Here is a 14746-nt window from a genome sequence, read left to right as displayed (position 1 = left end):
CGTGTTTGACACCGATGAGATGCTGCAGAGCCTCGACGACGCCGCGCCCTGCGGCGAGAACCTCGAGTATGACGCCGAGTACACCGCGCTGGAGCTGGCGAACCAGCCGACCGAGGAGCGGGTGATCGGCGATGCCGTGCTCTCCGCCGAGGACCCCGACTACGAGGAGGTGGCCGCGCTCGCCCTCGCGCTGCTCGGCCGCACGAAGGACCTGCGGGTGGCGGCGGTGCTCGCCAATGCCGCGCTGCGCACCGGGGGGCTGCCCGGCTTCGCCCGGGTGCTCGGCTACGTGCGCGGCTGCCTCGAGCTCTACTGGGAGCACGTGCATCCCCAGCTCGACGCCGATGACGAGGACGACCCCACCATGCGGGTGAACGCCGTGCTCGGCCTCGCGGAGGCCGGGACGGTGCTGCGCTCGCTGCGCCTCGCCCCGCTCACCGACAGCCGCTCCTTCGGGCGCATCTCCCTGCGCGACATGCTGGTGGCCGAGGGCGAGCTCGCCCCCGCCGAGGATGAGCGCGCGCCCGACCCCCAGGCGATCGACGCCGCCTTCGCCGACACCCCGCCCGAGCGCCTGACCGAGATTGCCGCCGCCGTGCAGGCGGTGCAGGACCACGCGCGGGCGATCGGCGGCATCTTCGACGCGCATATCGGCGCCGAGGGCCCCGACCTCGCGCCGCTCGTCAAGCTCGCGCGCGACATCGCCCGCCGCCTGCCGGAGCAGGCCGCAACGGCGCCGGAAGCGGAGGCTTCGCCCGGCGCGGAGCTCCCCGCCGGAGACGGCCCCGCGCCCGCCCCCGCGCCGGGCGCGCCCCGGGCCGTGCCCGGCGCCATCGAGACACCGCAGGACGTGGTCGCGACGCTCGACCGCATCGTCGACTACTACCGCCGCCGGGAACCCTCGAGCCCGCTGCCGCTGCTGCTGATGCGCGCGCGCAGGCTGGTCTCGGCCGATTTCATGACCGTGATCCGCGACATGGCCCCGCTGGGGCTGGAGAACGTCGCGCTGATCGGCGGCCTGGAGGAGGAGGCGCCCGAGGACTGAGCCCAGAGCGGGCGCCCCCGCCCGGCCCCCGACCCCAGACCCGAACCCCATTCCCGCGCCCCCCGGCGCATGACCCCGGCAGGAGACAGCCCATGGCCAGCAGCCAGAAATTCGTCGCGCGCAACCGCGCCCCGCGCGTGCAGATCGAGTATGACGTCGAGCTCTACGGCGCGCAGAAATCCGTGCAGCTCCCCTTCGTGATGGGGGTGATGTCGGACCTCTCGGGCAAGAGCGCCGCACCGCTGCCCGCGGTGGCCGACCGCAAGTTCCTCGAGATCGACATCGACAATTTCGACGACCGGATGAAGTCGATGCAGCCGCGTGCCGCCTTCGCGGTGCCCAACACGCTGACGGGGGAGGGGAACCTCTCCGTCGACCTCACCTTCGAGAGCATGGACGACTTCTCGCCCGCCGCCGTGGCCGCGCGCGTGGAGCCGCTGAAAAAACTGCTCGAGGCGCGAACCCAGCTCGCCAATCTCACCACTTACATGGACGGAAAGGCCGGTGCGGAGGACCTCGTGGCGCGGATCATCAACGATCCCTCGCTGCTCAGGGCCCTCGCCGCCGCCCCCGCCCCGCAGACCGAGCCCGAGGAATAGGCCATGAGCGAGATGACGAACCAGACGGCGGATGCCACCCCGGAGACGATCTTCGGCTCGTCCGAGTTCGCCTCCCTGCTGCACCGGGAATTCCGGCCCAAGTCCGAGCAGGCCCGCTCGGCGGTGGAGGAGGCGGTGAAGACCCTCGCCGAGCAGGTGCTGGAGAACGAGGCCCTGGTCTCCGACGACGCGCTGCGCTCCATCGAGGGCATCATCGCCGGCATCGACGCCAAGATCACCGAGCAGGTGAACGAGGTGATCCACCACCCCGAGTTCCAGAAGCTCGAGAGCGCCTGGCGCGGCCTGCATTTCCTCGTCACCAACACCGAGACCGACGAGATGCTCAAGATCCGCTTCCTCAACGTCTCGAAGAAGGATCTCTCGAAGACGATGAAGAAGTTCAAGGGCGCTGCCTGGGACCAGTCGCCGATCTTCAAGAAGCTCTACGAGGAGGAATACGGCCAGTTCGGCGGCGAGCCCTACGGCTGCCTGGTGGGGGATTACCACTTCGACCACAGCCCGCCGGACGTGGAGCTCCTGGGCGAGATGTCCAAGGTGGCGGCGGCGGCGCATGCGCCCTTCCTCACCGGGGCCGACCCCGCACTCCTGCAGATGGACAGCTGGGCCGAGCTCGCCAACCCGCGCGACCTCTCCAAGATCTTCCAGACCCCTGAGTACGCCGCCTGGCGCAGCCTGCGCGAGAGCGAGGATGCCCGCTACCTCGGCCTCGCCATGCCCCGCTTCCTCGGCCGCCAGCCCTATGGCGCGAAGACCGACCCTGTGGACGAATTCGCCTTCGAGGAGGACACGGAGGGCGCGGGCTCCGACAAGTACTGCTGGATCAACGCCGCCTACGGCATGGCCCGCAATGTCACCCGCTCGTTCAAGCAATACGGCTGGTGCACCCGCATCCGCGGGGTGGAATCGGGCGGCGCGGTGGACAACCTGCCCACCCATTCCTTCCCCACCGACGATGGCGGCGTGGACATGAAATGCCCCACCGAGATCGCCATCTCCGACCGGCGGGAGAGCGAGCTGGCCAGGAACGGCATGATGCCGCTCGTGCACCGCAAGAACTCCGACATGGCCGCCTTCATCGGCGCCCAGTCGCTGCAGAAGCCGGCCGAGTACGACGACCCGGACGCGACGGCCAACGCCAATCTCGCCGCCCGGCTGCCCTATCTCTTCGCCACCTGCCGCTTCGCCCACTACCTCAAGTGCATCGTGCGCGACAAGGTCGGCTCCTTCAAGGAGCGCCAGGACATGCAGGAATGGCTGCAGACCTGGATCAACAGATACGTCGATTTCAACGCCGAGACCTCCCCCGAGGAGGTGAAGGCCAGCCACCCGCTGGCCGCGGCAGAGGTCGTCGTCGAGGAGGTGGAGGGGAACCCGGGCTACTACGACTCGCGGTTCTACCTGCGCCCCCACTACCAGCTCGAGGGCCTCTCGGTCTCGCTCCGGCTGGTCTCGAAGCTGCCGTCCCAGCGGGCCGGCTAGCCCCCCGGCGGGGCCCCCGGGCCCCCCGTTCTCCCCCCCCCTGTTGCTCAAATGTCCCTCGTGAAAGGAACCCCCCATGGCCTTTGACGCCTTCCTCTATTTCCCCAACCAGTCCCTCGTCGTGGGCGAGACCCTCGACGACGCGATGTCCAAGCAGAAGGCCTTCGCCCTGCAGTCGTTCAGCTTCGGCGGCGAGAACACCATCAACATCGGCTCGGACTCGAGCGGTGGCGGTGCCGGCAAGGCCTTCTTCAAGGATTTCAACATCACCAAGCGGGCCGATACCGCCTCCTGCGGCATCTTCCAGACCCTGTGCACCGGCAACCACTTCGACGAGGCCATCGTCGAGCTGCGCCGCTCGGGCGGCACGACGGACACCTCGGGTGCCACCTTCATGAAGTTCCACTTCCGCCTGGTGATGGTCCAGAGCATCGAGTGGTCCGGGCAGGAAGGCTCGGAGTGGTGCGAGGAGACCATCAACCTGCAGTACGGCGCGATGAAGATCGAGTACTTCAAGCAGGACAAGACCGGCAAGATGTCCAAGGCCACCGGCGGCCAGGGCGAGGCCAAGTGGAGCCGCGTGCTCAACAAGGCGATCTACGCGGTCAACTGAGCCCCCGGCCCCGGGCGCGGCCGGCGCCCGGGGCCCTTTCCCTCACCCGCCAGGAGGTGCCCGCCATGTGCCAGGCCGCCGAAGACCAGCTTCGCCGGGGAGACCCGCAGGCCGCACTTGCCGCCCTGCAGGAAGCCGTGCGCAGCACCCCCGCCGACGCCCGGCTGCGGGTGTTCCTCTTCCAGCTCCTGTGCGTGCTGGGCGACTGGCCGCGCGCCGTGGCCCAGCTGCGCACCTGCGCCACGCTCGATGCCGCGGCCGAGCCCATGGCCCGCACCTACCGCGAGGCGATCATCTGCGAGCGCTGGCGCGAGAAGGTGTTCGCGGGCACGCAGGCCCCGGCGGTGCTGGGGGAGCCCGAGCCCTGGCTCGCCCTGCTCATCGAGGCGCTGCGGCTGGAGGCGACCGGTGCGGCCGGCGCCGCCGCCGACCTGCGGGCGCAGGCCTTCGAGGCGGCCCCGGCTTCGCCCGGCACGCTCGACGGCACGCCCTTCGCCTGGCTCGCCGACGCCGACCCGCGCCTCGGCCCGGTGCTGGAGATCATCGTGAACGGCCGCTATTTCTGGGCGCCCTTCGCGGCCATCGCCGGGCTCGAGATCGCCCCGCCGGCCGACCTGCGCGACCGGGTGTGGATGCCGGCATCCGTGACCTGGGCCAACGGCGGCGCCGCGGCGGCGCTCATCCCCACGCGCTACGCCGGCGCGCCCGGGGGCGCGGGCCCGGCGCATCTGCTCGCGCAGGCCACCGACTGGGCGGAGCTGCCCGGCGGCGGGCTCGCCGGGCTCGGCCAGCGCCTGCTGGTGAGCGACGCGGCCGAGCACCCGCTGATGGACATCCGCAGCCTCGCGCTTATCGTCGCCGCCCCGGCGGAGGAGGCCCGCCATGGCTGACCACATGCTCACCGAGCGGCTGCAGCCCTCGCTGCTCGACCGGCTCACCGACGAGGCACCCGACCAGCGCTCCGAGCCCGCCTCGGCCCGGGTGATCGACCTCTCCCGCCTGCGCGAGATCATCCTGCGCGACCTCGAGTGGCTGCTCAACACCTCGAGCTGCGAGAGCGAGCACGACCTCGAGGCCTATCCGCATGTCGCCCGCTCGGTGGTGAACTACGGCCTGCGCGAGCTCTCCGGCGCCTCCGCCACCGTGGCCACCGCGATGGAGATCCGCCGCTCGATCCGCGCGGCCATCGAGGCCTTCGAGCCGCGCATCCTGCCCGAGACCCTCGATGTCTCGCTGCGCCAGGAGAAGGTGGGGGCAGGGGCCGTCATCTCCTTCGACATCCGCGGCGAGCTCTGGGCCGAGCCGGTACCGGTCGACCTCTACCTGCGCACCGCGCTCGACGTGACCACCGGCCACGTGAAGATCAGCCGACAGGGGTGATGCGATGGATACCCGCCTGCTGAAACACTACGAGGAGGAGCTGGGCTTCGTGCGCGAGATGGGCGCCGAGTTTGCCGAGGCCTACCCCAAGATCGCCTCGCGCCTCGGCATCCTGCCCATGGAGGTGCTCGATCCTTACGTGGAGCGGCTGATGGAGGGGTTCGCCTTCCTCTCCGCCCGGGTGCAGCTCGAGCTGGAGCTGCAGTTCCCGCAGTTCACCCAGAACCTGCTGGAGATCGTCTACCCGCATTTCCTCGCCCCCGTGCCCTCGATGATGGTGGCGCGCTTCGTGCCCGACCCCGCGCAGGGCGGGCTGGAGGAGGGCTACCTGCTGCCCCGCGGCACGCCCCTGCGCGGCCACGTGATGGAGGGCGAGCAGACCGCGGTGCGCTTCACCACCTCGCAGGACCTCACGCTCTGGCCGCTGGAGGTGACGGAGGCGGGCTTCGTCGACAGCCGGGCCGAGCTGGTGGCCGCCGGCGTGGCGCTGCACCCCGATGCGCGCGCCGCCGTGCGCCTGCGGCTGCGGCGCACCGATGGCGGGGCGCTGGCCGAGCTGCCGCTGGAGCGGCTCACCGTCTACCTCGCGGGGGCCGGCGCCGAGCCCTGGCGGCTGGCCGAGGCGCTGCTTGGCCGCGGCCTCGGCCTCGCCGCCCGCTCCACCGACCGGCGGGCGGACTGGGCGATGCCGCTGCCCGGCGCCATCCGCCCGCGCGGCTTCGGCGCGGAGGAAGCGCTCTTGCCCACGCCCGGCGCCTCCTTCGAGGGCTACCGGCTGCTGCAGGAATACTTCGCCATGCCGCAGCGCTTCTTCTTCGTCGAGCTCGACGGGCTCGCCCCCGCGCTCGCCCGCGCGCCCGACGAGGAGGTGGACATCTACGTGCTGCTGCGCGAGGGCGCGCAGGGGCTGAAATCGGTCTCGGCGGCGAGCTTCGAGCTGCATGCCGCCCCGGCGATCAACCTCTTCTCCCGCCGCTGCGACCGGGTGCACGTGAGCTCGACCGAGGTGGAGCACCACGTGGTGGTCGACCGCACCGCGCCGCTCGACTACGAGATCTGGCGCATCGAGAAGGTGACCGGCATCAGCGGCGAGGGGCGGGACGACGTGCCCTTCCGCCCCTTCTACAGCACCGACGACCTCACGCCCGCGGGCGACACCCATGCCGCCTACTACTCCCAGCGCCGCCGCCTGCGCCAGCGCTCGGAGAAGCAGCGGCTGAAGGGGGTGCGCACCTCCTACCTCGGCTCCGAACTGAGCCTGATGCTCAGCGACCGCGCGCAGGCGCCCTGGCCCGGCGACATCCGCCAGCTCGCCGTCACCGCGCTCTGCACCAACCGCGACCTGCCGCTGCTCACCGCCACCGGCACCGGGGAGACCGATTTCTTCCCGCCCGACGGCGGGCCCATCGCCGAGATCCGCGCCATCGTGCCGCCCACCCGGCCGCACCCCAGCCTCGCGCAGGGGGCGCAGGCCTGGCAGCTGGTGAGCCATCTGAGCCTCAACTACCTCTCGCTGGCCGATGCCGACCGCGGCAAGGGGGCGGCGGCGCTGCGCGAGCTCCTCGCTCTCTACGGCCCCACCGGAGACCATGCCGCGGCCCGGCAGCTCGAGGGGCTCACCTCCGTCTCCTCCCGCCCGGTGGTGCGGCGCATGGCCGATGGCCTGCTCTCCACCGCGGTGCGCGGGCTCGAGATCCGCCTCGGCTTCGACGAGAGCTTCTTCGAGGGGGCGGGCTGCTTCCTGCTCGGCGCGGTGCTGGAGGCGTTCCTCGCCAGCTACGTCTCGCTCAACAGCTTCACCGAAACCGTCATCCAGTCCCAGCAACGCGGGGAGATCGCCCGATGGAAACCGAGGAGCGGCCGCAGGGTGCTGATCTGAGCCGCCTTCGCGCGCTCGGGGAGGCCCCGCAGGCCCATCACATCTACCAGGCGCTGCGGCTGATCGAGGCCGCGCACGCCGACCGGCCGCGGCTGGGCCGCTCGCGCCACCCGGCGGAGGACCCCGTGCGCCTCGGACAGGAGGCGGAGCTGGCCTTCCCGCCCGCCACCATCGCCGGTTTCCGCCCCGGCGAGGCGGGGGCGCCGCACCGGCTGTCGCAGCGCTTCTTCGGCCTGTTCGGGCCCAACGGCGCCCTGCCGCTGCACCTCACCGAGCATGCGCGCGACCGGCTGCGCAACCACCACGACCCCACCTTCACCGCCTTCGCGGACGTGTTCCACCACCGCATGCTCTCGCTGCTCTACCGCGCCTGGGCCTCCGGCCAGCCCGCGCCCTCGTTCGACCGGGCGGGCGACGACCCGTTCGGCGAGAAGGTGGCCGCCATCGCCGGCCTCGCCGGCCCCGGCTTCACCGACCGCGACGCGATGCCCGACCTTGCCAAGCGGCATTTCGCCGGGCTGCTCGCCGCCGCCCCGCGCAGCGAGGCCGGGCTCGCCGCCATCCTGCGGCAGTTCTTTGGCGCAGGCGTGGAGATCGAGAGCTTCGTGGGCGACTGGCTGCAGCTCGAGCCGCATGACCGTGGCCGGCTCGGCGCCGCCACCCTGGGGCGCGACGCCACGCTGGGCGCCCGGGTGTGGTCGCGCGAGGCGAAGTTCCGCATCCGCATCGGCCCGGTCTCGCTGCCCGAGTACCTGCGCCTGCTGCCGGGAGGCGAGAGCTTCAAGCGCCTCGCCGCCATCATCCGCAATTACGTGGGCGACACGCTGGACTGGGAGGTGAACCTCGTGCTGCGCCAGCAGGAGGTGCCGCCCTGCGTGCTCGGCCGCGACACCCGCCTCGGCCACACCTCCTGGCTGGGCGCGCGCCCCGCGCGGGACGCCGACGAGTTGCGCCTCGGCCCGCCGCCCCCCGCCGACCATCCCATCCCCCTCCACGCCCTTTCAGCCTGAGAGAGAAGAGAGTGACGCCATGACCGCCATCAGCCGCCTCGCCCTGTTCGGCAAGCTCGACCAGCTGGCCTTCCGCACCATCGAAAGCGCCACCGTCTTCTGCAAGATGCGCGGCAATCCCTATGTCGAGCTCGCCCACTGGCTGCACCAGATCCTGCAGGAGCAGGACAGCGACCTGCACCGCATCATCCGCCACTACGGGCTCGAGCCCGGGCGCATCGCCGCCGAAGTGGTGCGCGCGCTCGATGCGCTGCCCCGCGGCGCCACCGCGATCTCCGACCTCTCGCCGCATGTGGAGGAGGCGGTGGAGCGCGCCTGGGTCTATGCCTCGCTGATGCTGGGCGCGCAGCAGCTGCGTAGCGGGCACATCGTGCTGGGCCTGGTGAAGACCCCTGGCCTGCGCAGCCTGCTGGAGCGGATCTCGCCCGAGCTTGCCCGCCTGCGCCCCGAGCGGCTCGCCGAGGAGTTTGCCGCCGCCACCGCCGGCTCGCCCGAGGATATCCCGCAGGGCCAGCCCGGTGCCGCCACCCCCGGCGAGGCCTCCGGCGCCATGCAGCCCCCGCTGCGCGGCGACGGCGCGCTGGAGCGTTTCTGCACCGATCTCACCGTCCGGGCGCAGGAAGGCGCCATCGACCCGGTGATCGGGCGCGACGAGGAGATCCGCCAGGTGGTGGACGTGCTGATGCGCAGGCGGCAGAACAACCCGATCCTCACCGGCGAGGCCGGGGTGGGCAAGACCGCGGTGGTCGAGGGCCTCGCCCTGCGCATCGCCCGCGGCGACGTGCCGCCCGCCCTGCAGGACGCCCGACTGCTCAGCCTCGACGTGGGCCTGCTGCAGGCCGGCGCCTCGATGAAGGGCGAGTTCGAGCAGCGCCTGCGCGGCGTGATCGAGGAGGTGCAGGCCAGTCCGCGCCCCGTGGTGCTCTTCGTCGACGAGACCCACACGCTGGTGGGGGCAGGGGGCGCCGCCGGCACCGGCGATGCCGCGAACCTGCTCAAGCCCGCGCTTGCCCGCGGCACCCTGCGCACCATCGGCGCCACCACATGGGCCGAGTACAAGAAGCACATCGAGAAGGACCCCGCCCTCACCCGCCGCTTCCAGGTGGTGAAGGTGGAGGAGCCCGACGAGCCCCGCGCCATCGCGATGATGCGCGCCACCGCCGCCATGCTGGAGCGCCACCACGGCGTGCAGGTGCTCGACGAGGCGCTGGAGGCCTGCGTGCGCCTCTCGGCCCGCTACATCCCCGCGCGCCAGCTGCCCGACAAGGCGGTGAGCGTGCTCGACACCGCCTGTGCGCGCGTGGCGATCAGCCTCCACGCCGTGCCGGCGGCGGTGGACGACGCCCGCCGCCGCATCGCCGGGCTGGAGACCGAGGCGGAGATCATCGGGCGCGACGAGGCCGCCGGCGCCGAGGTGGCCGGGCGCCGCGCCCGGGTGACGGCAGCCCTCGAGGCCGCCGAAGCCGAGGCCGAAGCCCTCACCGCCCGCTGGGAGCGCGAGCGCGCCGTGGTCGACGACATCCTCGCCCTGCGCCGCGCCATGGGCGAGGCTGTGCAAGCCGGCACGCCCCTTCCGGGCGACGTCGCGCCGGAGGATGCGCCGGCGTCCCCCACCGGCGAGATCGCCCTCGCCGAGGCGCCGGCCGACGCCCGGGTCGACACGCTCGCCCGGCTGCGCGCCCGCCAGGCCGATCTCGCCGCGCTGCAGGGCGAGAGCCCGCTGCTGCTCCCCATCGTCGACGCCCAGGCCGTGAGCGCCGTGGTGGCCGACCAGACCGGCATCCCCGTGGGCCGGATGATGAAGGACGAGCTCGCCACCGTTCTGGGCCTCTCCGACCATCTCTCCCGCCGGGTCATCGGCCAGGACCACGCGATGGAGATGATCGCCCGGCGGGTGCGCTCCTCGCGCGCGCGGCTCGACAATCCCTCGCGCCCCGTGGGGGTGTTCCTGCTCGCCGGCTCCTCCGGCGTGGGCAAGACCGAGACCGCCCTCGCCCTCGCCGAGACCCTCTACGGCGGCGAGCAGAACGTGATCACCATCAACATGTCCGAATACCAGGAGGCGCACACGGTCTCGAGCCTCAAGGGCGCGCCGCCGGGCTATGTCGGCTACGGCGAGGGCGGGGTGCTCACCGAGGCGGTGCGCCGGCGCCCCTACTCGGTGGTGCTGCTCGACGAGGTGGAGAAGGCGCACCCGGACGTCCACGAGATGTTCTTCCAGGTGTTCGACAAGGGCGTGATGGAGGATGGCGAGGGCCGGCGCATCGACTTCCGCAACACGCTGATCCTGCTCACCTCCAACGTGGGCTCGGAGCTGGTGATGGACCTCTGCGCCGACCCCGAGCTGATGCCCGAGCCCGAGGCGATCGCGCAGGCCCTGCGCGAGCCGCTGCTCAAGGTCTTCCCCGCCGCCCTGCTGGGCCGGCTGGTGACCATCCCCTACTACCCGCTCAGCCCCGACATGATCTGCGCCATCACCGGCCTGCAGCTCGAGCGCATCCGCGCGCGGATGCTTGAGGCCTGGGACGCGCCGCTCACCTGGTCCGACGCGGTGGTCGACACCATCGTCTCGCGCTGCCGCGAGCTGGAGAGCGGCGGGCGGATGATCGACGCCATCGTCACCAACACCCTGCTGCCCGAGATCTCCGCCGAGATCCTCGGCCGGATGATGCAGGGCGAGCGGGTGCGCGGCGTGGCGGTGGACGTGGCCGACGGCGCCTTCACCTACGCCTTCACCTGAACGGGGCCGGGGCGCGCGCAAAAATTCCCGCGCCCCGAACCTTCCCCGCCCCGGGGCGCACTAACGGTTGTGTTCGATGCCCCGCGGGTGCGCCCGGCGCCCGCGCGGCCACAATCGGAAGGTGGTCCCCATGTCCGGCAGCGGTCAGAAATTCGTGGCGCGAAACCGCGCGCCGCGCGTGCAGATCGAGTATGATGTCGAGCTCTACGGCGCGCAGAAATCCGTGCAGCTGCCCTTCGTGATGGGCGTGCTCGCCGACCTCTCGGGCAAGAGCGCCGAGCCGCTGCCCGCGGTGACAGACCGCAAGTTCCTCGAGATCGACATCGACAGTTTCGACGAGCGGATGAAGGCGTTGCGCCCGCGCGCGGCCTTCTCCGTGCCCAACACGCTGACGGGGGAGGGCAACCTCCCGGTCGACCTCACCTTCGAGAGCATGGACGACTTCTCGCCCGCAGCCGTGGCCGCGCGCGTGGGCCCGCTGGCCCGGCTGCTGGAGGCGCGCACGCAGCTCTCGCATCTCGCGACCTACATGGACGGCAAGACCGGCGCCGAGGCGCTGATCGCCCGGCTGCTGGCCGACCCCGCCGCGCTCTCGGCCCTCGCCGCCGGGACCCCCCGGGACGCCTCCCGTGATGTCGCCCTCGACGCCCTGCGCGCCGTCACACCCGCGCCGGACACCGCCGGGGAAGACCATACCGCGCGCGCCCTCGATGCCCTGCGGGCCGATACGCCCCCACCCTCCGCCCCGCGTCGTGACGACAGCGCCGCCCTCGCGGCCTTGCGGGCCAGCGCGCCCGCGCCGGGCACCGCCGGGGAGGACGATACCACGCGCGCCCTTGAGGCCCTGCGCGCCGGCACCTCTTTGCCCTCGGCCCCGCCGCGCGACGACACCGCCGCCCTCGACGCCTTGCGGGCCAGCGCGCCGGCGCCCTCCGCCGCTGGGGCGGAAGACGAAGCGGCACTCGCCGCCCTGCGCGCCGCGGCACCCGCCGCCGGGCCCTCGACGACGGATGACGCGGAAGCCGCCCTGCGCAGCCTTCGCGACACGGCCCCGACGCCGGCCGAAACCACGGCGGGCGACGATCCCGACGCACTCCTCTCCCGGTCCGCCGCCTCCGCCGCGGCGAGCCCTCCCGCGGCCGGGGAGCACTCCGCCCCGGCACCCGGAGAGGTCGGGGCAGAGGCCTCGCCGCCCTCCGGCGCTCCGGCGCAGAGGGAGAACGCCGCGCCTCGCGCGAGTGCCGGGGTAGAGAAGGACGACGTCGGTCACTCCGCGCTCGACATGCCCGACGATGACGGCGAGGAGCTTCCCGGGACCGGCGACACCGACCTCCTCGACATCGATGCCCTGCTCGCCGGGACACCCGCCGACGTAGCCGATCTCGCCGCGGACGCCTGGGGGCCGGAGGCCGCCGCTCCGCGCGCTTCCGCGGAGGATGCCGGCGCCCGGGAGGCCGGGGACGTGGACCTCGATGCCCTGCTCGCCGAACTTTCCGCCTCCGCCGGGGCCGCGCCGGATACCGGCCTGCCGGACGAGTGGGCCCCGGACTTCTCCGCCCCGGACACGCCGGCGGATCACGAGGCCGCCCCGGCCGATGCGGCCACCGGGGAGGACGATCTCCTCGACCTCGACGCCCTGCTCGGCGAGGACCCGGCCGCCGACCCCGATGCGCTCCCGGACCCCGACCCGCAGGCCTCCGGGGATCCCGGCCTCGATGCGCTGCCGGCGGAGGAGAGCTTCCCGGCGCAGGACGACACCGATTTCGACGACCTGTCCGACACCGACGGGGCCGATGCGCCGCCGGCGGGCGCCGCCCCCTCCGGGGCGGCGGAAGAGCCCTTCGGCCGCATGTCCCTCGCACCGCCGGACGACCTCGGCGAGAGCCGCCGCGGCATCCGCATCGCGCTGATGGGCGATTTCTCCGGCCGGGCCAGCCGCGGCATCTGCGAGACCGGCGACGCGCTCGCCCGGCGCAAGCCCATCCGCTTCGACATCGACCGGCTCGACGAGGTGATCGCGCGGTTCGCCACCACGCTGGTCCTGCCGCTGGGCCCGGACGGCGCGGGCATCGAGGTGCCGCTCGCCAGCCTCGACGACCTGCACCCCGACGCGCTGCACGACAACGTGGAGGTGTTTGCCGAGCTTGCCGCCCTGCGCCGCTCCGTGGCGCGCGGAGACGGGGCCGCGGCCATCGCCACCCTGCGCGGCTGGGCGGCCGGGGAGCTGCCCGAGGTGAGGCCGCAGCAGCGCCGCGCAAAGGGCGCAGCGGTGCCGGCGGACCGCAGGCTGAGCGACTTCCGCGCCCTCATCGGCGCCCCGCCCGCCCCGGCCCGCCCGGAGCCGGCGGAGGAGCTCATCCGCCGTATCGTCGCCCCGCATGTGCGGGCCGCGCCCGACCCGGACCAGCCCGCCATGCTGGCGGCGGTGGACGAGGCGCTCTCCGCCGCGATGCGCGCCATCCTGCACCACCCGGATTTCCAGGCCGTCGAGGCCACCTGGCGGGCGCTGGAGCTGATCGCCCGGCGGGTGGGCGGCGCGGGGGCCGAGATCGTGCTCTACGACGTCTCGGCCGAGGAATGGGCCGCCGACCTCGCGGCGCAGGAGGATCTCGCGCAGAGCGGGCTGTTCCGCATGCTGGCGGAGGAGCCGCGGCTCGACGAGGGGCAGGGCGCGCTCTCGGCGGTCTTCGGGCTCTACACGCTGGAGGAGACGCCGCCGCATGCCGAGCTCATGGCCCGCATGTCGCGCATCTCGGCCTGGATGGAGGCGCCCTTCGTCACCGCCATCTCCACGCGCTTCCTCGAGACGCCGATGGCCGAGCGCGCGCCGCTGGTGCGCCGCACCTGGGAGGCGCTGCGCGCGCTGCCCGAGGCGCGCTACGTCGGCCTCGCCGCGCCGCGCTTCCTGCTGCGCCTGCCCTACGGGCGGCGCACCGAGCCGGTGGAGCCCTTCGACTTCGAGGAGTTCCGCCTGCGCGACGGGCTGAAGGGCATGCTCTGGGCAAACCCGGTGGTGCTCTGCGCCATCCTGATGGCCGAGACGGCGAACCGCATGGGCCCGAAGATGCGCCTCGGCGAGGTGATGTCGCTCGACGACATGCCCCTGCACCACATGACCGACGAGCACGGCGACCAGGTGGCGCTGCCCTGCACCGAGCGGCTGCTCGACACCCGCCGCACCGCGGAGGTGGTGGCGCGCGGCTTCATGCCGGTGCTCTCGCTCAAGGGGCGCAACGCGGTGCGCCAGGGCTCCTTCCAGTCCCTCTCCGGGGGGGATCTCGCCGGGCCCTGGGCCAGCGCGAAATCCGCCGGGGGCAGCGCGGGGCCATCCCTCGCGCTCGCCGGCCGGATGCCCTCCGAGACCGATGCCGCGCCCGGTGCCGCGTCCGGTGCCGCCACCCGGGCCGCCCCCGGCGCCGCGGCACCCGCAGGCACCCCGCCGCCCGCGGCCGCGCCTGCCGCTGCCACCGCCCCGGCGGCCGATGACGTGTCCGACGACGCGCTCTCCGGCGCCGACAGCCCCGCCGCGGACAGCAGCGTCCTCGACGACCTCGACGCCCTGCTCGCCAGCTTTGCCGATGACGATGCCGCCGCCCCCGCGGGCGACGACGACGGCATGGACCCCGAACTCGCAGCCCTGCTGAAGGATCTCTGATGCGCGACCTTGACGACACCCATCCCGAGCCGCCCGCCCCGGGCATCATCCTGGCCGAGGTCGGCCAGTCCTACTGGCTGCTGGAGGGCGAGGAGCACCTGAGCGCGCTGCTCTCCAACCAGGCGCCATACCCCAGGCCGGTGCGCTGCCTGCGCTTCGACAGCGATTTCGCCTTCCGGCTGTTCCAGTCGCGGGCCGAGGGGCCGGCATCGCTCTGGGGCATCAACCCCGCGATCATCGACCGGCTGAAGCGCCACGACGAGCTGGAGATGGTGCCCTTCACCCCCGAGGGCCCCGGCGAGGGCTGAGCCCGCGCGCGCGGCGG

Annotated in this window: 11 protein-coding genes and 1 pseudogene; all 12 read left to right on the top strand. The window is 72.9% G+C overall.

Annotated features, from left to right (window positions below; all coding sequences use genetic code 11):
• Position 1: 1 nt before the first annotated feature.
• The 12 genes and pseudogenes from tssA (at position 2) to D3P35_RS19185 (ending at position 14729) form a co-directional block, all read left to right on the top strand.
• Positions 2 to 1045 carry a type VI secretion system protein TssA gene (gene tssA, locus D3P35_RS19235; protein WP_232830561.1) on the top strand — a complete coding sequence of 348 codons (1044 nt, stop codon included), beginning with the start codon at positions 2 to 4 and terminating at the stop codon, positions 1043 to 1045.
• 92 nt (positions 1046 to 1137) lie between these two features.
• Positions 1138 to 1644, top strand: coding sequence for a type VI secretion system contractile sheath small subunit (tssB, locus tag D3P35_RS19230; RefSeq protein WP_118136851.1), 507 nt, complete (start codon positions 1138 to 1140; stop codon positions 1642 to 1644).
• A gap of 3 nt (positions 1645 to 1647) precedes the next feature.
• Complete coding sequence (gene tssC, locus D3P35_RS19225; protein WP_118136849.1) at positions 1648 to 3144, top strand: type VI secretion system contractile sheath large subunit; 1497 nt, start codon at positions 1648 to 1650, stop codon at positions 3142 to 3144.
• A gap of 76 nt (positions 3145 to 3220) precedes the next feature.
• A complete protein-coding gene (locus D3P35_RS19220) occupies positions 3221 to 3757 on the top strand; it encodes a type VI secretion system tube protein Hcp (protein ID WP_118136847.1) in 537 nt (178 codons plus the stop codon).
• Positions 3758 to 3822: 65 nt separating this feature from the next.
• A complete protein-coding gene (locus D3P35_RS19215; RefSeq protein ID WP_118136845.1) occupies positions 3823 to 4647 on the top strand; it encodes a type VI secretion system accessory protein TagJ in 825 nt (274 codons plus the stop codon).
• Positions 4640 to 5137, top strand: coding sequence for a type VI secretion system baseplate subunit TssE (gene tssE / locus D3P35_RS19210; RefSeq protein ID WP_118136843.1), 498 nt, complete (start codon positions 4640 to 4642; stop codon positions 5135 to 5137). Before D3P35_RS19215 ends, tssE begins: the two co-directional genes overlap by 8 nt.
• 4 nt (positions 5138 to 5141) lie before the next feature.
• On the top strand, positions 5142 to 7016 hold the full coding sequence (gene tssF / locus D3P35_RS19205) for a type VI secretion system baseplate subunit TssF (RefSeq protein ID WP_118136841.1): 1875 nt from the start codon (positions 5142 to 5144) through the stop codon (positions 7014 to 7016).
• Entirely contained in the window at positions 6980 to 8026 is a 1047-nt protein-coding gene (gene tssG / locus D3P35_RS19200; RefSeq protein ID WP_118136839.1) for a type VI secretion system baseplate subunit TssG, read from the top strand. The genes tssF and tssG overlap by 37 nt, the downstream gene beginning before the upstream one ends.
• Positions 8027 to 8045: 19 nt before the next feature.
• Positions 8046 to 10766: a type VI secretion system ATPase TssH gene (gene tssH / locus D3P35_RS19195; protein ID WP_118136836.1), complete on the top strand. Its 2721-nt coding sequence runs from the start codon at positions 8046 to 8048 to the stop codon at positions 10764 to 10766.
• Between the two features lie 130 nt (positions 10767 to 10896).
• Positions 10897 to 11373 (top strand): annotated as a pseudogene (gene tssB / locus D3P35_RS26800) (type VI secretion system contractile sheath small subunit); the annotation flags it as partial.
• A 675-nt stretch (positions 11374 to 12048) separates the two neighbouring features.
• Positions 12049 to 14421: a type VI secretion system contractile sheath domain-containing protein gene (locus D3P35_RS26795; RefSeq protein WP_370031943.1), complete on the top strand. Its 2373-nt coding sequence runs from the start codon at positions 12049 to 12051 to the stop codon at positions 14419 to 14421.
• A complete protein-coding gene (locus tag D3P35_RS19185; RefSeq protein ID WP_118136832.1) occupies positions 14421 to 14729 on the top strand; it encodes a hypothetical protein in 309 nt (102 codons plus the stop codon). Before D3P35_RS26795 ends, D3P35_RS19185 begins: the two co-directional genes overlap by 1 nt.
• Positions 14730 to 14746 lie beyond the last annotated feature (17 nt).

The sequence above is a fragment of the Oceanicella sp. SM1341 genome, assembly GCF_003448965.1.
Taxonomy (GTDB): Bacteria; Pseudomonadota; Alphaproteobacteria; order Rhodobacterales; family Rhodobacteraceae; genus Paroceanicella.
Note: the sequence above shows the minus strand (reverse complement) of the source record. Positions and strands in the feature narration are given on the sequence as shown.

Coding starts and splice junctions, on each gene's coding strand:
- tssE (WP_118136843.1), top strand. CDS start 4,640: ATGGCTGACCACATGCTCACCGAGCGGCTGCAGCCCTCGCTGCTCGAC.
- tssC (WP_118136849.1), top strand. CDS start 1,648: ATGAGCGAGATGACGAACCAGACGGCGGATGCCACCCCGGAGACGATC.
- tssB (WP_118136851.1), top strand. CDS start 1,138: ATGGCCAGCAGCCAGAAATTCGTCGCGCGCAACCGCGCCCCGCGCGTG.
- D3P35_RS19185 (WP_118136832.1), top strand. CDS start 14,421: ATGCGCGACCTTGACGACACCCATCCCGAGCCGCCCGCCCCGGGCATC.
- tssH (WP_118136836.1), top strand. CDS start 8,046: ATGACCGCCATCAGCCGCCTCGCCCTGTTCGGCAAGCTCGACCAGCTG.
- tssG (WP_118136839.1), top strand. CDS start 6,980: ATGGAAACCGAGGAGCGGCCGCAGGGTGCTGATCTGAGCCGCCTTCGC.
- D3P35_RS19215 (WP_118136845.1), top strand. CDS start 3,823: ATGTGCCAGGCCGCCGAAGACCAGCTTCGCCGGGGAGACCCGCAGGCC.
- tssF (WP_118136841.1), top strand. CDS start 5,142: ATGGATACCCGCCTGCTGAAACACTACGAGGAGGAGCTGGGCTTCGTG.
- D3P35_RS26795 (WP_370031943.1), top strand. CDS start 12,049: ATGCCCGACGATGACGGCGAGGAGCTTCCCGGGACCGGCGACACCGAC.
- D3P35_RS19220 (WP_118136847.1), top strand. CDS start 3,221: ATGGCCTTTGACGCCTTCCTCTATTTCCCCAACCAGTCCCTCGTCGTG.